General features: G+C 62.6%; 13 protein-coding genes. 3 read left to right on the top strand and 10 right to left on the bottom strand.

The features are described 5' to 3' along the window. The first annotated feature begins 9 nt into the window (after nucleotides 1-9). From K8P63_RS01910 to K8P63_RS01920, 3 genes are all read left to right on the top strand, one after another. The gene (locus K8P63_RS01910) at nucleotides 10-1,434 is read left to right on the top strand and encodes a glycosyltransferase family 9 protein (protein WP_223798202.1); all 1,425 of its coding nucleotides are present in this window, start codon (nucleotides 10-12) and stop codon (nucleotides 1,432-1,434) included. A gap of 9 nt (nucleotides 1,435-1,443) precedes the next feature. Next, complete coding sequence (locus tag K8P63_RS01915; RefSeq protein WP_223798203.1) at nucleotides 1,444-1,947, top strand: glycosyltransferase family 9 protein; 504 nt, start codon at nucleotides 1,444-1,446, stop codon at nucleotides 1,945-1,947. Between the two features lie 119 nt (nucleotides 1,948-2,066). Further along, a complete protein-coding gene (locus K8P63_RS01920) occupies nucleotides 2,067-6,761 on the top strand; it encodes a glycosyltransferase (RefSeq protein WP_223798204.1) in 4,695 nt (1,564 codons plus the stop codon). A gap of 7 nt (nucleotides 6,762-6,768) precedes the next feature. On the opposite strand, the gene K8P63_RS01925 is transcribed toward K8P63_RS01920, so the two are convergent. The 10 genes from K8P63_RS01925 to K8P63_RS01970 form a co-directional block, all read right to left on the bottom strand. Next, complete coding sequence (locus tag K8P63_RS01925; protein ID WP_223798205.1) at nucleotides 6,769-10,701, bottom strand: rhamnan synthesis F family protein; 3,933 nt, start codon at nucleotides 10,699-10,701, stop codon at nucleotides 6,769-6,771. A 51-nt stretch (nucleotides 10,702-10,752) separates the two neighbouring features. Then, nucleotides 10,753-11,922, bottom strand: coding sequence for a DegT/DnrJ/EryC1/StrS family aminotransferase (locus K8P63_RS01930; protein ID WP_223798206.1), 1,170 nt, complete (start codon nucleotides 11,920-11,922; stop codon nucleotides 10,753-10,755). A 68-nt stretch (nucleotides 11,923-11,990) separates the two neighbouring features. Beyond that, nucleotides 11,991-13,085: a GDP-mannose 4,6-dehydratase gene (gmd, locus tag K8P63_RS01935; protein WP_223798207.1), complete on the bottom strand. Its 1,095-nt coding sequence runs from the start codon at nucleotides 13,083-13,085 to the stop codon at nucleotides 11,991-11,993. A gap of 18 nt (nucleotides 13,086-13,103) precedes the next feature. After that, on the bottom strand, nucleotides 13,104-14,057 hold the full coding sequence (locus tag K8P63_RS01940) for a GDP-L-fucose synthase family protein (RefSeq protein ID WP_223798208.1): 954 nt from the start codon (nucleotides 14,055-14,057) through the stop codon (nucleotides 13,104-13,106). Nucleotides 14,058-14,209: 152 nt separating this feature from the next. Continuing rightward, on the bottom strand, nucleotides 14,210-15,817 hold the full coding sequence (locus K8P63_RS01945) for a hypothetical protein (RefSeq protein WP_223798209.1): 1,608 nt from the start codon (nucleotides 15,815-15,817) through the stop codon (nucleotides 14,210-14,212). A 60-nt stretch (nucleotides 15,818-15,877) separates the two neighbouring features. Continuing rightward, nucleotides 15,878-17,929: a glycosyltransferase family 9 protein gene (locus K8P63_RS01950; protein ID WP_223798210.1), complete on the bottom strand. Its 2,052-nt coding sequence runs from the start codon at nucleotides 17,927-17,929 to the stop codon at nucleotides 15,878-15,880. Between the two features lies 1 nt (nucleotide 17,930). Continuing rightward, nucleotides 17,931-19,430, bottom strand: a complete 1,500-nt coding sequence (rfaE1, locus tag K8P63_RS01955; RefSeq protein ID WP_223798211.1) for a D-glycero-beta-D-manno-heptose-7-phosphate kinase — start codon at nucleotides 19,428-19,430, stop codon at nucleotides 17,931-17,933. Between the two features lie 5 nt (nucleotides 19,431-19,435). Further along, a complete protein-coding gene (locus K8P63_RS01960) occupies nucleotides 19,436-20,596 on the bottom strand; it encodes an AGE family epimerase/isomerase (protein ID WP_223798212.1) in 1,161 nt (386 codons plus the stop codon). Next, nucleotides 20,586-21,191, bottom strand: a complete 606-nt coding sequence (locus K8P63_RS01965) for a D-glycero-alpha-D-manno-heptose-1,7-bisphosphate 7-phosphatase (RefSeq protein WP_223798213.1) — start codon at nucleotides 21,189-21,191, stop codon at nucleotides 20,586-20,588. Before K8P63_RS01965 ends, K8P63_RS01960 begins: the two co-directional genes overlap by 11 nt. Before the next feature lie 2 nt (nucleotides 21,192-21,193). Then, the gene (locus K8P63_RS01970; protein ID WP_223798214.1) at nucleotides 21,194-22,369 is read right to left on the bottom strand and encodes a lipopolysaccharide biosynthesis protein; all 1,176 of its coding nucleotides are present in this window, start codon (nucleotides 22,367-22,369) and stop codon (nucleotides 21,194-21,196) included. Nucleotides 22,370-22,382 lie beyond the last annotated feature (13 nt).

Raw genomic sequence — 22,382 nt, forward strand, 5'->3', positions numbered from 1 at the left:
GCGGTGACGATGCCGGATGACAGCGATCCGCTCGCACCGTTCCTGCGCGACGAGATCGCGCGCTGGATAGAAAGCGAGGCGGATGCGGCGGGTGCAGAGCAGGCGCTCGTGATCGCGCAATCCCTGCTGCAGGACATCGAAGACTATCGCGGCGCCATCCGGCGCTGGTTTGGCGTGCTCAGGATCGGCGGCCATCTAATCATCCTGGTACCGCATGCCTTCCTCGCGGAACGGCGACTGTCGCTGCCCGTGCCTGGGCGACCGCAACAGCGCCGGCTCTATACGCCGCGCAGCCTGATGGCAGAGGTTGAGGAAGCGCTCATTCCCAACAGCTACCGCGTCCGCTGGCTCGGCGACCGCGATGCGGGTTACGATTATGGGCGAAACGAAGCGGCCGACGGCGATGCGCAGCAACATGTCGCGCTCTTGCTTCAGCGGATCGATGGGGCGCCGCTGCCATCGGCTCCGCTCGTTGCGACGGCGCCGCCCATTCAGGGTCATGGCCTCCCGCACCTTCGCATCGAACAGGGCGAAGCGCTTGCCGCACCGACACGCATTCTTGTCATGAAGCTCGATCATCTCGGCGATTTCATGATGGCCGATGCGGCGATTCGGCGATTACGCGCGCATTTTCCTAACGCACATCTCTCGATCCTAGTAGGCTCGTGGAATGCAACTACGGCGCGCGACCAAGGCCTGTTCGACGCGGTGATCCCGTTCGATGCTTTTCCGCGCGACGCGAGCGAGCGGGGTTCGGACATTCAGGGTGCGCGCCTGTTGCTCGAACGCCTTGTTACGGCCCACTACGACCTGGCGATCGACCTTCGGGTCGAGACCGACACGCGGCCCCTGCTGGAGAGTGTGCGTGCAACGTGCCGCGCAGGCATCGGGCTCAAGGCGCAAATTCCGTTCTTGGACATCGCCCTGCCGCTCGACCGCTCGCCCGCCGCCGACGAAACCGCCACCTACTTGGAATTACCGCCAACGGCTTTCAGCGCCGATCCGGCCTACCGCCGCAGCCCCTTCGCCATTTCCGGACGCGATATCGCGTCCCGCCGGGTGAATTCCGCGCTGCTATGGGGTCCTTATCAGCGGATCGAGGCGGGCGATTACGTGTTTGAGCCGCATCTGTTCTTCGATCCGCTAATCCGCGGCGAAGTTTCATGCGACGTAGCGTTGGATGGAGTATCGCATTTATCCTTCACGATCGACGGCACGACCGACCGGCTGGTCTTTCCATTCACTAACGGGAAGCCCGGTGCGCTCTTCGAATTCCGGCTGTGGCCGGGGCGGAGCCGGCATGTGCCGGACTTCCAGTTTCATGGCGGCCGGCTGACGAAGATCTGTCACGGACAGCCGCTGCACCAGTCGGAATGCTTGCTGCTATTGATCGAACTGATTGCGCTCCGGCGCGGCGTTGGCGGGTCGCTCTAGATCTCGCACATGACCGCTGGCATCGTCATCGCCCCGTTTTCCAACTCGGATATCCGGGATTGGCCGATCGCGCATTTCATCGAACTGATCCGCCTGCTGGTGGGTCAGAGAATCCACCTGATCGGCAGTGCAAACCAATTCAACCGCGCCGCCGAGATCGTGCGACCGTTCGACGCCGGGCGGGTCCATAATCATTGCGGGCAGTTCACTTGGGCAGAAACAAGGAAGCTTCTCGCCAGTGCTGACTGCGTGATCGGCAACAATTCTGGCATTGCACATCTTGCCGCATCTCTCGGCAAGCCGACGATCTGCCTGTTTGGCGGCGCGCATCATCGGCTCGAATGGGGCCCTCGCGGTCCGCGAGTACGCATCGTCACGCTGACTGTGCCCTGCGCGCCCTGCGGACGCCATCGCGCCGCGGACTGCCCCTTCGCCCTGCAATGCCTTGCCGGCATAGATGCGGCGCATATCGCCGAACTCGCGCTGGAACTTATGCAGCCAACCGGCGGATGAACGGCACGAAAAGCGCCGATTAAGAATGAGGATCGATTGCTCGATTGGGGCACAGCCACTGGTCATCCGGGCTTGATCGGCTATGACGCCCCACATTGGGGAAAAGGTGGATCGCGTTGATGAGTGCGTCAGATTTCGCTTCGGCCTTCTTTTCGGGAGGTGAGCCGGAGGAGAATCTCCAGGATGCGTCCACAGCGATCGCCGCCACCCGCCCAAACGATGTCGATAAAGCCGATCCCGATCAACCGACCGCGGAAGCGATACGGCGCCAATTGGAACAGGAGCGATCCGCTTGGGAAATGGAACGCGACGCGCTGAACCAACGAATCGACGAATTGGGGTCTCATCGCCCGTCGCCGGGCGGTGCCGCGCGCTGGATAGGGGAGAAGCTTCGTGCCATCCTCGGCAACGGCCAGCGCGCAGACACGGCACCGACCCCGGCATCCGCACCGATGAGCGCCGATGCGCTGGCCGAGCTTGCGGCCGAGCGTGAGCTCATCGCGACCAGCAACCTGTTCGACGAACGCTATTATCGCGCCCAGGGGCCGGCGTTCGAGGGCGATGCGATCGTCCATTTCTGCACAACCGGCTGGCGCGAACAAAAGAGTCCGAGCGAGGCGTTCGACGTCGGCTTCTACCTTGCGACTTATCCCGACGTGGCGCAGGCAGGCGTCAATCCGCTCGTTCACTGGCTTCGCTACGGCCGCCCGGAGGGGCGCAACGCGCTCCCACCGCATCTTGCGCTTGAGGCGGAGGCGCCGCGACGCCGTGCCTGGGATCAGCCGAGCGCGATCAACAGCCCCTCGATTATCTTCATTACGCATGAAGGATCGCAAACGGGTGCGCCGATGGTGCTGCTGTCGCTGCTGCGCTGGCTGCGCGCGAATACGGATATCGATTTCTCGATCGTGATCGGCGCCGATGGCCCACTGGACGAACAGTTCGAGGCGATCGCCCCCTGCTTCCACATGGTGGATTACGCGGACGGCAAGAAGCTTCGCGACGATTTGCGCCGCTTTTGCGGGCTGAACGTGCAGCTCGTTTACATGAACACGATCGTCTCGGGCATCTACGGCAACCAGCTGCGGTTCCTGAATGCCGATTTCATCGCCCATGTCCACGAGATGGAGGCTGTGTTCCAGATATTCGAAGAGCCCTTTCGGCTACTCGCGAGTTTCTGTGACCGGTTCGTCGCGGTGGCGGACGGCGCGGCCGAAGCAATCCGCCGCAGGACACAGGACCGCGAGGTCAAGATCACGGTTCTGCCGCCGTTCATCGAGGTACCGGACCACGCGCCCGCCTCGCTCACGATCGAGCAGGGACCCTGGATCATCTATGGTTGCGGCACGGCCGAAAGCAGGAAAGGCGCGGACCTATTCTGTGACGTGGCAGAAGAATTGATTAAGTTGGGCCGCCGCGATTTCAAGATGCGGTGGATCGGCCGCGCAGGCGATATCGCGCTTGATCAATTGATCAAGAAACGCGGTCTCGGCCAGCACGTCGAATGGCTCGGCGCCCAGAACAAGCCTAGTGAATTCTTCGATCATGGCGCGCTGTTCCTGTTGCCCTCGCGCGAGGATCCGTTCCCGTTGGTCTGCCTGGAAGCGGCGGATCGCGGCCTGCCTGTCATCTGCTTCGCCGATGCGGGCGCAATGCCGACCTTCGTCGAGCAGGATGCCGGGATCGTCGTCCCCTATCTCGACGTTGCGGCTATGGCTGGAGCGGCGGCAGCTTTGCTCGACGATCAGGGTCGACGCCACAGCTTGGGCGCGCGGGCGCGTGCGAAGGTCAAAGAGCGCGCGGTCGTCGATGTGATCGCGCCTAAGATACTCGATCTGCTGCCAGCGCTGACCGAGTCCACCGCGCTTACCGAGTTCGAAGCCTATTGCGAACAGATCGATCGCGCCGGGATTGTCTCGTTCGACATTTTCGATACGCTTGTCACCCGGCTGGTCAGCGAGCCCGAGCGCGTGTTCGACGTGGCGGAACATCGCCACAGCCGCCGCGAGGTAGCGGTGCTCGATCTATTCAGCGAACGGATGCGAGCGGCGGGCACGGCACTCGGCCGATACAACGGCGCGATCGACGATGTCTCGATCGACGAAATATATGAGGAGATGGCCTTCTTTCGCGATGCTTCGATCGAGAAGCAGACCGAATGCGATATATGTACGCCGCATCCTCTCGGCGCGCGCCTGTTCGCCTATGCAATCGCGCAGGGCAAGCCCGTCTTCATCGCCAGCGACATGTATTTAGACAGCGATACGATCGTCGCGATGCTTACGAAGTGCGGCATTGCCGGATGGGACTCGTTCTTCCTTTCCTCCGCCCGCGGACTTAAAAAAGATACGGGTCGGCTCTACCCCCTGTTGATCGAGCGCGCCGCACTGCTCGGCTATCCCGCCGACCAGATCTTGCATATCGGTGACAACTGGGAGGGCGACGTCGTACGCGCACGCGCCGCCGGCCTCCATGCGGCGCGATTCCTGCCACTCTATGAAAATCGCGCGCAGGCCTTTCCGCTGTCGTCGCGACATCTGGGTGAGTTGTCGCAGATCGGCCGGCTGTGGAACAGTTTCCGCACCCAGGCCTGCAGGCTGTGGCAGGCGGAAGATCCCGGTCTTGCCGGCCACATCTATACCCGGTTGGGCTTCGAGCTGACAGGCCCGCTCGCCGCAATGATGGCCATGCACGTGCGTGCGCAGGCCGATCGGCTCGGCGCGACGAAGATCGTTTTTATGGCCCGCGACGGCCGGATCATTCGCAAGGCCTTTGAACGGCTCTATGCGCGCGAGATCGCCGACGGCACCTATATGCCGATCTATGCCCACCTCTCCCGCGCGACCGTGGTCGGCGCCACGCTGCAGAACCCGCTAAGCTCCAGCGACCTCTATTTCTTGATCGAAGGTCTGCATCTCAGCCAGAAAAAGATCAGCTATTATCTCGCCAAGGCTGGGCTCGATGGGGGCGACGAGCGCATCGTCGCGGCGGTCGAAGGGCTGTTCCCGTCGGTCGACCATGTGCCGGGCTGGGCGGAGCTCACGCCGCTGATGAAATTGCTGTCCGGCCTCTCGGACAGCATCGCCAAGGCCAACGCTGCTCATCGCCTGTACCTCGACACATATCTGCGGACGCAAGAGATCGTGGGCGACGACCGGGTCGTCGTGGTCGATGTGGGCTGGCTGCTCAATATCCAGTCCCGGCTCGACCGCTTCCTGCAGGAACGCGGCATCGCGACCCGGCTGTTCGGCGTTTATGTCGGCTCGCGGGACCGCACCGACAAGACTATTCCTCATGCGTCTTTGTTGTTCGATGGCGGCGATCCCAAGCGCTATGCCGATCTGATCGAACAGAACACTACCCTGTTCGAGCTGCTCTTCTCGTCTGCCGAACCTTCCGCCACCGGCTTTCATCTCAACGCGGACGGCGAGGTCGAGGTGAAGTTGAAGAATCTTACGTATCCGCCGGATGAGGAGCTGATAGCGGCGCGCCACATTCACCTCGGCGCGGAGCAGTTCTTCGATCGCTTCGCGGATGCGCTCGCATCATTCTTTCCGGAGCGCGTCAGCCGGGACTTCTTGTTCGCCGCGTTTGACGCGCTCGTTCACTCCGACAATGCCGAAGCGCATGCCAAGCTCGGCAGATTCGAGGTGCGGCTTGGCGGGCATCACGAGTTCGTTGTCCATGAAAAGCTACTCCGGGCGTCACCGGTCGCGTTACCGGTGACCAACCGACGCGAATATTTCGCACCCCTGTTGCTGTCCGCCGCTCAGGGACCGCACGTGACGATCGTGACCGCCGCCGGCCTCGACAACGGATCGACGCGATACCGCGGCATTCACTTGGGCCACAGCCTGGAGGAGCTTGGTTTCGCGGCGACCTTGATTCACTCCGCGACCCCGAACACAGTCGCGCAGCAGCTTTTCGCGCGATCACAGGCAGTCATCTTCCAGCGCTGTTTCGACGAGCAACAGAATGTCGGCACTTTCATGGAGGCAGCGCAGTCCGCGGGCTGCCGGCGCATTATGGAGATTGATGATCTCGTCTTTCCGGAATTCGTTCATGTTATCGGATCGGTGGCGGGCGGCGAATGGGATTTCGAAAAAGCGATGGAGATCGCCACGAAATATGCCCGTATGATGGAGCGCATGGATGCGGCGATCGTGTCGACGCCCGTCCTCGAGCGGTACGTGACGACCGCATTCGGCATGCCGACGGCGCTCTATCGCAACCGCATCAGGCGCCACGACGACCCGCTGCCGGAAAAAAGCCGCGAAATTCGCCTTATCTACGCAGCAGGTACCTTTTCGCACGCTGAGGATTTCCGGCTTATCGCAGACGCTCTTTACGACGTGCTGCGAGAGTTTCCGCAGGCCCAATTGTCGTTGCTTGGCGCGGTACAACCTCCCGCGCGCTTGCTAAGCCTCCCGGGTGTCTCGAGCTATCCATTGATGCCGTATCGGTCGATGCTGCGCTTTATTGCGCAGCATGACCTCATGCTGGTACCGCTCGTAAATTCCGCGTTCAACCGAGCCAAATCAAACGTCAAATTCCTAGAGTGCGGTGCGATGGGGGTTCCGGTGATGGCGTCCCGGGTAGGCGAGTATGTCGAAGCCATCTCCGACGATGCAACCGGCTTGCTGGTCGACGACGACCTATGGCCGGAGCGGCTGCGCGGGGCGATCCGGGACCGCACCGCACTTGGCACCATCGGCGATGCCGCGCGCGCGCTCGTCCGGTCCCGCTTCGATGTCCGCACTGTCGATTCCACGACTGCCGATCGGTTGACGGAAGCGCTCGGCGGACGCGACTGACCGCGCGCTACTTGTTATCGGCCAGATACCACGCTCCAGCTTCGGGCAGGGGGGTAAGATCTGTCACGTCACGACGTAGCAGCGGGTGCCAGCAGGGGTCATTCTCCAGCCAGTCGCGCCAGCGGTTGCGGAAGCGCGCGCGATCCGATCCCAATGGCGGCATCTCGCCACGCGACGCCTTCTCGCTATGCTCGAATTCGGAATAGGGTGTGTAGACGATGCGATAGCCGTGGGCACGCAGCCGCAGGCAAAGATCGGTGTCGTTGAATTCCAGTGCAAAGGTTTCGTCGAAGCCGCCCACCTGATCCATAATCGAACGACGCGTCGCGAAGACCGCCCCGGTCACCATCGACCATTGGCGATGGACGCAAGCCCAATCCTGATAGGTGCCTAAGGCGCGGCGGCGGCGGATCCAGGCATGCGCCGTGCTGGAGCGGTGGGGTATGATGCCCGCATGCTGCAGCGATCCATCGGGAAAAAGGAGCCGCGCACCTACGCCGCCCACATCGGGATCGACCGCAAAATCCTGAAGCGCTTTCAACCATCCGTCATGGATCGGGCGCACGTCGTCGTTCAGGAACACCAACTGTTCGGTGTCGGCAAATGCCGTCAGTGCGTTCATCTTGGCGGCATAATTGAACGGCTGTTCGCTTGCACGTGGTGTCGCAATATAGCGTAGGTTGAACGGCCACGAACGGGCAGCCCAGGGTGCGTCGTCACCACGATCGTCGCCGACGATCACATTCAATCGGTCCATCGGCCAATCGGCCGTCGCGATGGCGTCAAGAAGACGCTCGATATGTGTATGGCGGGCGTCCGCCTTAGCCCGGCAGGTCGCAATCAGGATCGTGACCGCAGGCATGGCGCCCGCCTGCCAGCGCCTCGCCAGGCGCAAGCCGCCTCCTTTGGATTCGACCATCATTCCCGCGAACCGTGGCTGCCGCGCCACCATCAGCGCATAATGACGCATGTCCGGCATGACGCGCTCGGCCGGATAAGCAAGCAACACATGCGGGATACGCCCGATCGCATGGCCCGCCGCGTCCCCCCGGAAAAGCAGGTTGGCCGAAGCAGCCGTTCGCATCGCGGAGTCCAAACCGTTCAAACCGAGAAAGACATCTTCGCGGACCAGCAGCGGCCAACCCGCATAATATTGCGCTGCCAACAAGATCGGATCGAATTGCGGCTTGAGCCGTAGCCGATCGTTAGGCTCAGTCGCATCCGCCGCAACATCGTCGGCATGGAAGATCGCTATGTCCGGCCGAGCTGCACGATATTGATCGAACAGTCGCACGAAATCGGGAGCGAGCAAGGTTCCACCCGGTGCTATAAGACACCAGCGCTTGGTATCGCCGCCAACATATGGCTGAGCTGCACCGTTGCGCGTCTTCGGAGTGCCATCGCGCCGCAGCAATAGTGGCACGATGTGGTCGGGCAACGATGCCCGCTCGATCGGGATCCCAACGCGTTCCGGCGCAATATCAAGCGGCGGCTGATGTGCAGGCGCACGTTGGGTCGCGAGAATTGCCGTAAGAGCCGTCTCCAGCCGCAGAGCGGCAGCGTCGACCGACAGCAGGGCACGCACCCGCTCCTGTGCTGCGACGCCGCGGTCGGTGGTGTCATGCTCCACCGCGGCAGCGGCGGATTGCAGAACAGCCGCCAGCGCGATCTCGTCGACGTGGCGCACATTGCCCTCATTACAGGTCGAAGTGAGCGGCACAAGCGCGGCGGTTGTCTGGTCGAGCAGCCCGGGCAGGCCGCTCCGTTGCGGCGCGACCACGAGGCGCCCCGCCGCCATGGCTTCCAACAGTATGGCATCGCCACCGCCGCTCGTATCCGCGGACGCGTAGACGTCGACAACGGACCAGGCGTTCCGCCGCTCCTCTCCGGTTAGGCGGCGCTCCAAGATGCGGACGCCCAGCGCATGCGTGGATCCCCCCAATAAGGCCTCGCGTACGGCCGATTGTTCCGTCGCCGCCGGCGCCTCGACCAGCAATATCCAGCCACGCGAAACAAGATCTGAAACCCGGAATGCACGGACGATCGCTGCCGCATCCATGCGGTCTACATCACCCGGTTCGTCCGCGGACGTCAGCACGATCCGCGTTCCCGGCGGCGCCCCCAACTGCTCCAAGACGGCCGCGCGATCGACCGTTGCTGGTAGCATGGGCTCAATCGGCCGGGGCACGAGGTGAAGCGTTGCCTCATGCTCTGTCGGGCTTGCGATCGCCCCTGATGCAGACAGCACGGCGTCGATTTCGGGCATCGCCTGCCCTGCCAGGCAATGTTCCCACCTCCCGACCACCCGCCCAGCAAGCGAAATCTCAGCCCGCTGTCGGTCCGACAGGGAGGTCCAATCTACCGGATCCAGCTGAACGATGGCGATGTCGGCGATACCCTGAAAATCGACGATATCGATCGCGGGAGAGACCGATCGATACCCCTTGAACGGCGCGCCGACGGCATGTCGGTTCAGCAGGATCGGCAGTCGGGCCAGAAGGTCGATCGTGTCCCGTGCTGCCGCGCCCTCACGACAATCAAAATTCCACGGCCCGTAAAAGGCGATGCGCGCGCCCGGCAACTTCTTGCGCGTAGGGGGCAGGCGGCGCGCATATAGTGATCCGCCCAAAGCACCGGGCGACGCTTTGCTATCGGCCGCCAGAAAGGCGTCAACCAGATCCATATCGAACGACGCGGCCTCCAACGCGTCATGCAGGCCGGAGGTATCGGTCTCGCCGAACGCACCCGATAGCAGCGATAGCTTCACGAAAGGGAAGCCCTTCCTCAGCAACTGCCGCCAAGAATAAAGCGTGGGATTGCGCGCGCCGGCAGTCGGATACAGAGTGGTGACGGCAAGGCCGGCTTCCTCCACCGCACGGGCGAAGCGCACCTCATAGGCACGGATGACCGCATCCTTGTCGTCCAGGATGCCGACATCGGCCCAAAAGTCCTGAAGCCGTTCCGACGCCAGCAGATTCTGCCGGAGCGCAAGAAAGTAGCTCTGCACATGCCAGCCATGTTCCTGACTCTGGGTAAGGCCGACAAGATCGGCCTCGCTCGCACGAACCCGTCCGAATAGTGCACCCAACCGATCGGTCGCCGGCAGGACGCTGTCGTTGAGCAGAAACAGTATCGAAGCGCCGTAGAGTTCCGGGTGAAGGTAGAGCGCATGCGCCCAGGCAGCGAAATCGAACCCAGCATTTTCACGGACGTAGATGCCGTCGGCGGCCTCGACGACGCAAGGATCGAGATCCACCTGACGATCCGCCACAACAACGAGCAGGCATGCAATGGCCTGCGCGTTCAAACCCGCCATGTAAGCATAGAGGTGCGGCTTGATCACGCCCGACGCGCTGTGTGTCACTAGGATTGCGACCTCACTGCCCTGCTGCCATTCGAAACGCTTGACCGTCTCGACCCGCGCATTCCAGGCGTACCGGCCCTGCGCCGGCGGAGTGGGCATGTGATCGGCCGTTGCGCCACGCGCGGAAAGTGGACGATGATGCGGTCGCGCATGCGTGCGCGCCGATAAGAAAAGTTGCGTGTCCGCAATATCTTGATCGTGGCGCGGCTGAAGCCACGCTATTTGACGAAGCGCATCCGCATTGCCATCGACCGCAGCACTTTGCGCGTAGAGATCGTACGCCCGACCGAGATCGCCGGCTTCCTTGCGCGAATGTCCCCAGCATAGCAGCAGGTCGGCATCGCCGGGCTCCAGTGCGTTAGCGCGCGCATAAGCGAGATCGGCATCGCGATAAGTGCGTGCCTCGCTCAGCATGTGTCCTAATTGGATCCAAATTGCCGCATCGCTGGGGGCAAATCGGAGATAAAAGCGATACGCTTCGGCTGCACGCCGCCAATCCTGCACGTCGCGCGCGCGATTGCCGCGCGTGCGCCAATGCCGCCCGATACGGGCGACGATGCCCCTGGATTTCGTCATGCCTACCCGCTCCGCTATCTCAAATCCGCGCGGCCATCCGTAACGGTTCGATCAGGCGAGTTGGTCGCATATCTCGCGGACGCGGCCTAGACTTTCCCGGACGTCGAAATGGTGATTACCGATGAACAAGCCGTTGTCATGGATCAGGTCGGCATGAGGCAGGGCGCCGAAAATCTCGTGATCGAGGTGGCGGATAACGCTGTTGCGAGTGAAATTGCCGGCAACGACCGGCCGGCACTCCACGCCCGCGCGGCTCAACGCGGCGACAAGATCATCTCGCGACGATCGCGCCCCTGGCCGAACAACCATCGCAAAGCCGAACCAGCTACTCTCGCCGACCTCCTGCTGGATGCTGACCAAGGGGTGATTGGCGAAGGCGGCCTGAAAATGCGCGGCATTGGCGCGCCGCTGCGCGACGAGGCCGGGCAGCTTTTCCAGCTGCCGCAACCCGATCGCACCGGACATTTCGAGCGGCCGCAGATTATAGCCCGGCAGGACGAAATTGAACGTCTCGTAGAATGGGTTATCCGATAGTGTCTCGGTCACGAGATTGCTCTTTGGCAAATGCCGGGTCCAGCCGTGCGCGCGCAGACTGACCATCAGCTGGTACATCTCCTCATCGTCTGTGACGGTGAGCCCGCCCTCCATGGTCGAGATATGATGGCTGAAAAAGCAACTGAACGTGCCGGCCAGCCCGAACGTGCCCGCCTGGCGCCCTGCGAAGGTCGCCCCCATCGATTCACAATTGTCCTCGATGAGGACAATGTCGCGATCGCCGACGATCCGTTCGATCGCGGCAAAATCGTTGGGATTGCCGAGCAGGTTGACGATCTGAATCACCCGCGTCCGATCGGTAATCGCCTCCTCCAGCGCGCCCAGATCATAATTGAGCGTGTGCGGATCGATATCGATGAACTTCAGGCGCAGCCCGTATTGCGCAAGCGGATAGAAGGTGGTCGACCACGAAACGGCGGGCACGATCACCTCGTCGCCGCGGTCGATCGCCCCCTCCTTTCGGAAGGCGAGCGCAGCTACGGCCAGTAGATTGGCCGAGGAGCCCGAATTGGACATGACAGCGTAGCGGCTGCCGACAAAATCAGCGAAGGCACGTTCGAATTCGGCAACACGGCGTCCCATCGTGAAAACGCCGCCGTCTATAACTTCGCGAATCGCGGCAAGCTCGGCGTCGTCCCAAGTCGACGCGGCTAGGGGGTAGATCATCTGGCGAAACTCCGATGAAGCCGGCACACGCGGCATTGCCTTGCCGGCCGGCGGGGATTCAGGCGGGCTCAATCGGCCGCTTCGCTCATACGTTGGGCGATACCGCGCGGACCCACCACCGAGAAGCCGGTGTCGAGCAAGGCGATGTCGGCCGCGACCATCTCCTTCACCAGCGCGTCGAACGTGACGCTGGCCCGCCAGCCGAGTTTTTCGAGCGCCTTGGTTGGATCCCCCTGAAGGAAATCGACTTCTGACGGCCGGAAATAGCGCTGATCGACGCTCACCAGCGTACGCCCCGTCTTGGCGCAGACCCCCTCTTCGCCCAGCCCTTCGCCGCGCCATTCGACCGCAACATCGACTTCCGCGAAGGCACACTCGACGAATTCGCGAATCGTGTGGACCTCGCCGGTTGCCAGCACATAATCGTCCGGCGCATCCTGCTGCAGCATCCGCCACATCCCCTCGACATAGTCACGCGCATGCCCCCAGTCGCGGCGCGCATTGAGATTGCCGAGCAGCAGCCGATCCTGCCTCCCCCGCGAGATCGCCGCCACGGCGCGGGTGATCTTGCGCGTGACGAAGGTTTCGCCACGCAACGGACTTTCGTGGTTGAACAGGATGCCGTTCGATCCGTGAATGCCATAGGCTTCGCGATAATTGACGACGATCCAATATGCATAGAGCTTCGCGACGGCATAGGGACTGCGCGGATGGAAGGGCGTGGTTTCGCTCTGGGGTGGCGGCGTCGATCCGTACAATTCCGAGGTCGATGCCTGGTAGAAGCGCACCGCATGCTCCAAGCCCAGGATGCGGAGCGCCTCCAACAGCCGCAAGGCACCCACCGCGTCGGAATTGGCCGTATATTCCGCAGTCTCGAAGCTCACCTTGACGTGGCTTTGCGCGCCGAGATTATAGATCTCATCCGGGCGGACATCCTGCAGGATCCGGATCAGACTCGTCGAATCCGTCAGGTCGCCATAATGCAGGAAGAACGGCGTGCCATTAGCCTCCTGGCTCGATATGATCTCGTCGATACGCGGCGTATTGAAGCTCGACGAGCGCCGTTTTACGCCATGCACCTCATAGCCTTTGTCGAGCAGTAACTCCGCAAGATATGCGCCATCCTGCCCGGTTACCCCGGTAATAAGTGCCTTCTTTGCCAACGTCTTGCCCTCGTACTGCTATGCCGCGACCGCGCCGGCGGCCGATCGCGCCTGCTTCCCGAGAAAATATTCATAGGTGCGGCGCATGCCCTCTTCGAGGGTAAAACGCGGCTGCCATCCAAACGCGCGCTGCCTGCCGACATCGACCAGCTTGCGGGCCATGCCGGCGGGCCGATCAAGTTCGTGGACGAAGCGGCCGTCCCACCCGACGATCTGTGCGGCGACATGATAATAGTCATTCACCGAATAATCGTCGCCTAGTCCCGCGTTGATCTCGTCGGGAAGATCGTCAAACCGCTCCACCGCTTCCCAGACGAAGTCGGCAAGGTCTTCGGCATACATGAATTCGCGCCGCGCCGTCCCGTCACCCCAGATCGATACTGCAGGGGAGCCGGCTTGCTGCGCCTCCCAGACCTTGCGGAGTGTTGCCGGAACGAGATGCGACCGGATCGGATCGAAGCTGTCGTGGCGACCGTAGATGTTGCACGGGATGATGGTCTTGTAACGAAGGGCCGGCTCTTCGGTGCGAATGTAGCGACAGAGGCGCGCGGTCGCGATCTTAGCGAGCGCATAGCCTTCGTTGGTGGGCTCCAGCATGCCCGTGAGAACCATGTCCTCCTGCAACGGATCGAGATGATCGCGTGGGTACATGCACGAACTGGCAAGGTTCAAGAGCTGCGGCACACCCTGCTCGCGTGCAGCCAAGACCACGTTGAGACCTATCTGGATATTTTCCACGAGGAAAGCACTCGGCTCTCGTCGGTTGGCCTCGATGCCGCCCACTTTCCCCGCGATCTGAATGATCAGATCGGGCCGGTGCGCAGCGACATAGCGACTGACGGCCTCGGCATCGCGCAGATCCAACTCCGCCCGGCGCGGGGCCAGGATGCGATATCCCGCGGCGTGCGCATGTTCAAGCAGGTTACGACCCACCATACCGCCACTACCCGTAACGAAAATCGTGCCCGTCATGTGGGGACGACCTCCGAGCGGATCCGGATAAACGGGACAAGAAGGAAAGCGGCCAACACGCGCTGTCGGTCCCCAAGGATCATATGCCAAGCCGTAGATAGACACTTGCCGCCGGTCAAGCGGAGGACAGCGACCAACGAACCGGCAAGATGCTACGCCGCTCCGCGCGCCTCGGCCGCATCGGCGAGGGCGCGGAACAAGTTCGGTTCGGCGACATGGCGATACCAGCGATCGAGCAGCGTGTTGGCGGTGAAGAAATTGTGCACCAGAATGTCCGACATTGCGTCGTACCAGTTGCACATCTGCCCGGCATTCATCGCCAGGAGCCGCTCGAATTCGACCATCGCGGCGCGGAAACGCTGCTGAGGATCCTCGATCGCATCATAACTTTCGTCGACGAAGGGCGAGAAGGTACGGAAACCCAGCTCGCGCAACAAATCCAGCGAGTTGCAATTGCCGACGATCACGACCGGATGGAACATCGCCATCGGCTTGATCACCTTCTCGGTGATGCGTTCCAGATCTCGGGGCGCCACCTCGCTCTCGGTCACCAGCGAAAAATAACTTTCGTCGTAGAAGACCTGGTCGCCGAGCTTGAATTCCGGCACCGACGTATCGCCCTCCGGTGGCAGATCGAGCGTCATGCGACCGCGCTCCTGCAGGCGCGCTAGTCCCGTGGCGAGTAATTCGGTCTGTTCCCAGTCCTCGGGCAGACCGGACTGGCTGACCTTCATCTTGATCGTGTCAAAGCCGGCGAAGGACAGGAAGCCGCGCTGGTCCAGACCGGAACCGAAAATGTGGGAAAGCGTGGCGATGCGGTGGGTGCGCGGCGTAAAATTCATGCACAGATAGGCACGCTCGCGCAGTCGACCACGCTGGCCAAGGTGGGCGGCCACGCGCCTTGCCAGGCTCTCCGCCGTAGAAGCCTTGTTCTGCAGGCCGGCGAAGCGGCGGATATAATAATCATGCGTCAGAACGCGCATCCCATCCGGCCAGCGCGCCTGATAATCCTCCGCGAACCTTCGATTCTGGGTGATGAGCACGCAGCGATCGAGCGGGATGCCGCGCTGCCCCAGCGCGGCGTGGAAGGGATGCAGAAAATAGTCGACGCCGGCACATGCCTGCCCCTCGTTCGACATATCCAGCACGATCAGCAGCTTGCCGGCCGCCGCCGCGGCTGCCGCACGCGGGCCGATCCGTTCGAGCGGCCGCAGACAATCAAGTACGCCGGGCTCATTTTCCTTCCACCATAGGAAGTCGCCGAACGCCGCTAGCTTCACGAAAATTAGGCCGCAAAGCCGGCTGTCATTCTCCACGTCGGACATCAGCGGTAGGCCGGCGGCGAATTCATCGCGATTGTCGATCACGAAGCCCCGACCGTAGCAGCGCAGGGGGCTGGTCTCGCGCGCGTTGCGCCACATCGCAATCACGGCCTCGGCAACGGGCACCAGCTGCACCCCTGCCTCCTGGCCGGACGGTGCGACCGCGCGGATCCGCAATTCGCGAATGCCTTCGCGCAGGAGAATATGGAGATCGAAATCGATCGCGATATCGAACCCCAGCGCGGGATCATCGAAAATGCCGACCAGATCGGGCCGATGAAGAGCGGCGATGCCCGCCGCCAACTCCTCGTCGCCCACGCCAATCGATACGCGCAGCGGCCCGCTGCCATCTTCCGCCGCGCCCCAACCGCGGATTGCACCCTGCTGGAAATGCCAATCGAACGCCTGCCCGAGGTCAAAATGTTCCAAGTGCAGCAAATCGGAGCTCCGTTCTCTCAGTTCGGTCAGGCTCTACACGGTCTTGCTTATTTGTCAGGACTATGCGGAGACGCGGCCGGTCAGCGGAATTGCAGATGCGGCTTCTGCGAGTAGATCCAGCGCGGCACCCACCACCTCCTCCGGTGATATGTCTCGAATGCAGGTGAAGTCACGACCGCATTCATTGCCGTCGCGCGAAATGGCGCAGCCAGCGCAGGGCACGCGCCTACTGATGATCCGGCCAAACCCTTCCTGCCCCCATTCGCGCCAGTCGAGCCGGGCCATGTGGAGGCTTATAACTGGCGTCCCACGCAGCGCAGCCATATGCTTGGGTCCCGAATCGTTGCCGACGAACAGATCGGCAAAAGAAAGCATCGCATCGAAATGGTCGAACGGCAGTTTTCCTTCGATCACGCGGACACGGTCAGCGCGCGTGCCGAACCGGGCCGCGCTGAACATCGGCTCGTCAGCGAGCAGCAACAGGGTCAGGTCGGTGCGGTCGAGCAGTTGGTTGGCTAGCGCCTCGAAATGCGGCCACCGGCTGAATACGAGCCGCGCACCCGCATGCAGCACCGCAAAGCGCTGATTGCCGCGGATGTCGTAATGTTCGAGTAACCGCCTATCCAGATCGTTACGGCGATGTGGGCTCGCTTTGCTCTGGAAGATAGCGCCGAACGCTTCGACCAGCGCGAGGACCTTCTGTGATTGCGACATGACCTCGAGCCGGTTGGCGGGATCGTGTGCATTGCAGTCGAGGCCTGCCGACAACCACGCAAATTCCCGCCCCTTGAAGCCGAAGGTGAAGGGCGCACCCGACAAAGCGAGCAGCGGACGGCTTCCGCCGCCCTCGCACAGATCGATCGCGATATCGAAATTGTAAGCTGCCAGTTCTTGGCGCAGCCGCTCCTGGGCTTCTAGCGGCATCACGCGCCGTCCGGTCGCCAGATCCTCCGGAAAGTCGATCACAACGAGCGCCTCGAACAGTCCCGACGATCGCGCAAGGCCTTCGTTGGCGCGCGATACCAGCCCCACCAGTTTCGCACCGCCGACGATCTCGCGGAGGCGCTTGATTGCCGGAATGGAGCAAACCATGTCGCCCAGTTGGTCGACCCGCTGGACGAGCACGGCGCTCGGCGCAGCCGGCAGCAGCCGGCGCGTGGCATTGCGGACCATGCTTGGACGCGCCCTGATCTGCTCCTCGATCGGGCGCGGGTCAGCGACGGCAGGCGCGACGAGCGCATCTGAATCCGGCAGGTCCGCTTCTATCTGCGGCGGCGCAATCAGCGCGGTGGTGCGCCAGCCCCGAACCCGGCCTATGCTGTCATAAGCGCGCAAATCGAGCTGGTGCGGACCATGCTCGAATGGCGCAAAATTAAGCCAGATATTGAAGACATATTTGGACATGCCTCCTTCCGTGCTGGCGGCCTTGGGCGTCATGGTGTGGATGACGATGCCGTCGAGCATCACCGCAATCTCGATGATCGGGCTCGTCGACGTGCAGAAACCCCGGATCGCCTCGATCCCGCGGAGCACCTTCATCGTTCCCCAGCGGCTGCGCTCGCGCCGGGCACCCAGCCGACTGACCCGGATTGCCTGCGCAACCGCATCAGGCTCCACTGCCTCGGTTAGCGGAATAAGCTCCGGTGCCAGCCGGTCGAGATCATAAACTGTACCTGCCGACGCCACCTCGCCGATGCCGAGCCCAACAAGTTCGTCAAGCGCTTCCGCCCAGCCAGGGCGCAGGGCAATCGCGCGGCGATAGGATTTCTCGGCCTCGTCGGGCCTTTCCGTCACCTTGTAGAAATGACCCATCTGCATTGCGAGGTCGGCGCTGTTCGGCTGGCAGCGCACCGCCTCAAGATAGTGGCGCTCAGCTTCCCCGAACTGCCCCGTTTCCTTGAGCATATGACCTAGTTGGATGCGGATGCCGATTCGGCGCGGGGCGAGATCGAGCGCCTCCCTGTAGAGGGCCGCGGCCAATGTCAGGCGCCGCGCATCGCGCGCCGCATCCGCTCTTCGAGCCAGACGGGACGCCAGCGCCGCTCGCGGCCGCAGCTTGGCATCGATACCACGCGCCAGGCGTTCGATCTGGGGCATCGGTAGCAGCGGCATGTCAGGCCCCGCTGTGCAGCGGCAGAGCGGCGGTCAAGACCTTGTCGCCGTCGCGTGCGACGGCGACAAGGCGACTCGTAGAATGTCCCTCGGCGAGCGACGCTAGAATGACCCGCCCGCCGCGAGCCTGCACGATATCCGCACCCACGACACGATCGATCGTGTAATCGGCGCCCTTGACCAGCACATCCGGCTGCAGCGCCTCGATCACCTGGCGGGGTGTGTCCTCGGCAAAAATGAGTACCCCCGATACGCCGCGAATCGCGCTTAGCACAGTCGCGCGCGCCGCTTCGTCCTGCACGGGGCGCGTGGCTCCCTTGAGCCGGCGCACAGACGCATCTGCATTGATCCCCACAATCAGCCGGTCGCAGCTCTCCGCTGCTTGGCGCAGCAGGCTGATATGCCCCGGGTGAAGCAGGTCGAAACATCCATTGGTGAATCCGACGGTCAGTTTTTCCTGCGCCCAAGCGCGGCGTTGCGCGACCAGCGCGGGCAGTGCCTGCAACCCAAGATCGTCATGCCCGTGGTGCAGCTGATTCATCAGCATCGAGGCCTCCAACTCATCGCGCGTCACGACCGCGGTTCCGAGCTTGGAGACAACGATGCCGGCCGCATGGTTCGCGATCCGCATCGCGTCGGCCAACGACATATGCGCGACCAGCGCGGCAGCCAGCGCCGCAACCACGGTATCACCGGCACCGGACACGTCGAAAACGTCCTGCGCCACCGTCGCCATGTGGATAGGCACGCCGTCGACCGGATAGAAGGACATGCCCTTTTCGGACCGCGTCAGCAGGATTGCGGCTTCGCTCGCGCCTTGCGCCGCGTGAGCCGCCGCAAGCGCCTCCTCATCGGTCTGGCACGGCAGCTGGGTGGCATCGGTAAGCTCGCGCCGATTGGGAGTCAGGATCGTGGCACCCCGATAGATGCCGAAGTCGCGCTTTTTGGGATCCACGATGACGGTTTTGCCCCGCGCGCGCGCATGATCGAGTACGGCTCGCAGGACGCTCTCGCAGCAGACGCCTTTGCCATAGTCCGAGAGAACGACCAGTTCGGCGCGATCGACCGCCGCCTCCGCGGCGGCGATAAGTTCGGCCTCGATGTTGGGGCTGAAAGGCGAGGCATCCTCGTGATCGATGCGCACGATTTGCTGGCGTGCGCCGATCACCCGAATCTTGCGCGTGGTTGGGCGCTCTGGAACGACAATCCGGGTGCAGGCTACGGCGCCGTGGGCGTTGATCGCCTTCTCGATCTCAGCCGCCGTAGGATCGGAGCCCACCATGCCGACCAGTTCCACTACAACGCCCAGGCTCGCCAGGTTCGCCGCGACATTGGCCGCACCACCCGGAACCGAATGCTCATCGCGCACGCGCATGACAGGCACCGGGGCCTCGGGCGACAATCGCTCGACCTCGCCCGAAATGTAACAATCGAGCATGATATCGCCGATCACGGCAACGCGATGTCCGGCGATACGGTCGAGATCGAGCGGTGCTGACATAACGCTCAGGCCGTAGCGCCGTCGAGCGTGCGCCGCATCGCCGCCGTCCGGTCGAGCTCGGCAGCTGCCAGGAATAGATGATAGAGCGAGCTGGCGGGCACGTCCCCGCTCAACGGCCTTCCAGCCTCGTCGACGCAATCGATCCAGCCGGCGGCGAAAGGACGGCCGACGAATCTGTCGAGCAGGACAGTACAGATATTATGTAGCGTCATCCCGGTCTTTTCCCCCTTCTCATCGCGGATCGCCAAGGATTTCAGCGCTTCGCAATGCGGCCACAACCGATGCGTCCGACGCAAAACACTTCCCGCTGCGTCGATTTCGTCCCATATCAGGCCTGACGGCGCGAAGCCGGTCGAAATCGCGGTCGCGCGAAGCCGATCCGCTTGAGATGACGGCAGTCCAGTCACGCGGCCATGCCAGTCGAGCAGCCACGACCATTCGAACAGATGGCCCGGCTCAACGCGGGAGCGGCCGTCGGAAGACCAGTCCTCCAGGAACGTCTCGGCCAGCACGCCGTGCACAGGGTCGAACAATCGTCGCTCGAACAATGCGACGAGCGATGTTGCTCGTTCCTCATATCCTTGTCCGGGCGCGACCTCCGCCAAGAACAGATAGGCCTCAAGCAGATGCATCACCGGATTCTGACATTTGGCCGGATCCGTCCGCCAAGACGTGCTGAAGAGGCCGCCGTGGATCGGGTCCGTCAGCGCACGATCGATGAAGGCGGTCGTCTCGGCGGCCAGACGCAACACCATGCGATCGCCATTCAGCCGATAGACCCAGGCCAGCGCGAGCAGAATGAAGGCGTGGGTGTAGGCGTCGCGCGCCGGCTCCACAATCTGCCCTCGCGTATCGACCGAAAAAGCGAATGCAGTCTCGCCTGCCGATTGGTCCGCATAGTCACGAACGAGGCTAGCCAGCGCGTCATTGGCTATTTCTGCTCCTCGCGGAAACCAGTTCCGCTCAGCGGCATGCGCGAACACATAGACTTGTCGCGCCTGCACCATCGCACGACGCGGCACGTCCACCGGCTGACCGGAAAAGCTCAGCCGCTCATGGAAAGCGCCGCGCTGCGAATCAAACCCGCTCTCCCCCCAAAATGGAAGCGCCTGCGTTACGATCCAGTCCTGAAAACCGTGGATGCCACGGATCGCGTCAGCAGCCATTGCGGGCAGCTTCCTCGCACCGAGGCCGGGCGTCATTTCTTTCGGCAAGGAGTCGGCATACCACCGACGCCAGATCGGCCACATCGGGCGGAACGGATATGCCGGCGATACCGGCCCGTCGCGCCGCTTCCATGTCGCTCGGCTTGTCGCCGATTAGAAAGCTGAGCTCCGCGAGCGTCGGCCAGTCGCGCATCGCGCGGAGCAGCATGCCGGCGCCGGGCTTACGATCTTCATGCTCGCGCGCAAACGGCGCGACGATACCGTCCGGGTGATAGGGACAGTAATAGAAAGCGTCGATCCGGGCTCCAGCTGTCGCAAACACGGCTTGCATGTGTGCGTGCAGCGCCGCGACATCCTGCTCGGTATACAGGCCGCGGGCGACGCCGGACTGGTTGGTGACCACGATCACCCGATAGCCTGCATCGTTCAGCAGCCGCACCGCCTCGATTGCGGTGGTCGTCAGCCGCAACTCTGCCGGATCGTGCAAATAACCAGTGTCGATATTGAGTACGCCATCCCGATCGAGAAAGGCGGCTGGCCGTGCTGGCCGTGCTGGCCGTGCTGGCCGTGCGGCATCGACGGGCGCTGGGGTCATCGTCAGGCCGCGTGCTCACGCACGCCTGCCACGATCAGCCAGCCGATTGAATAGGTCAGCAGTAGGGCCAATACCATGGTGAGCATGATCCGGCCGCGCTCGGGATAGAGCGCCTTGACCGGCAGGTTGGCATCGACAATCCGCACGACATAGAGTTGCTGGCGCAGCGCCGTTTCACGCGCGCGATCCAACGCCGTGGCAGCGGATTCATATTGCTTGGCGAGGAATTGCTCCCGCAGCTTCAGGCTTTCGTAGCCACTGATATCGGTGGCGATCGCATGATTGCCGTTGGTCAGCCTCCCGCTCTGCGCAGCCACCTGAGCCTGCAGCGCGCTCACGCGGCTGGCCAGCGCCTGATATTGCGGGCTGCCATGATTGACCATGCCGCCCATCGCATTGAGCTGGGCTCGCGCTGCGGCCAGCTGTCCGGTCAAAGTGGAAACGAGCTGGATCTGCGCCTCTCCCGACGCCTTGGGGTCGATATCACCGCGCGTCTGGCGGAAGCGCGTGGTTTGCGCCTGGACCGCGGCGAGATCGGTCTCGGCTTTGGCCAACTGGCGCCGCGACATGTCGATCGCGTCATGATAGCTACGCTCATTGAGCATGTTGACGCGCAGTTCACCCAGTTCGAGAAGCCTGCGGGCGATCGCGAAACTGTCCTGCGGGCGGAAGCTGTGCACCCGCAGCGTCGTGATGCCCGTCTCCGAATTATAGTTCACCTTTACCACGCCCTGGAAATAACGCAGCAGATATTCGGGCGTGGGATTGGACGGGCGCAAGCGGCTGAAAACGTCCGCATCCCGATCATGATAGCGGCCAACCAGATCATTGTCCCGCCGCAGCGTGGCGACCGCGTCGTGTGAGGTAAGGTAATCGGCCACGCTCATCGCCTCGCTCTGGGACGAGCTTGCCCCCGTCACCATGCTAAGCGCCTGGCTCATGCCAATGCCCGCCGGCGCCTCCGCAGTATGCGTAGAACGCACAAGAAAATGGGCCTCCGATTCATATTGGTCGGAGGCCACGAGATAAAAATAACTGCCCACCAGCAGTGTCGGCAGAACGACGATAAGCATGAACATGCGGCGGCGGCGCAGCCAGGCGAACGTTTCCGTCCACGGATTCGCACGGCGGCGCTCGCTCTGCTCGGACGCCGGAAGCATAATGCCATGCACGTTCATGGTAGATCCTGTG

Source organism: Sphingomonas nostoxanthinifaciens (genome assembly GCF_019930585.1).
GTDB classification, from domain to species: domain Bacteria; phylum Pseudomonadota; class Alphaproteobacteria; order Sphingomonadales; family Sphingomonadaceae; genus Sphingomonas_I; species Sphingomonas_I nostoxanthinifaciens.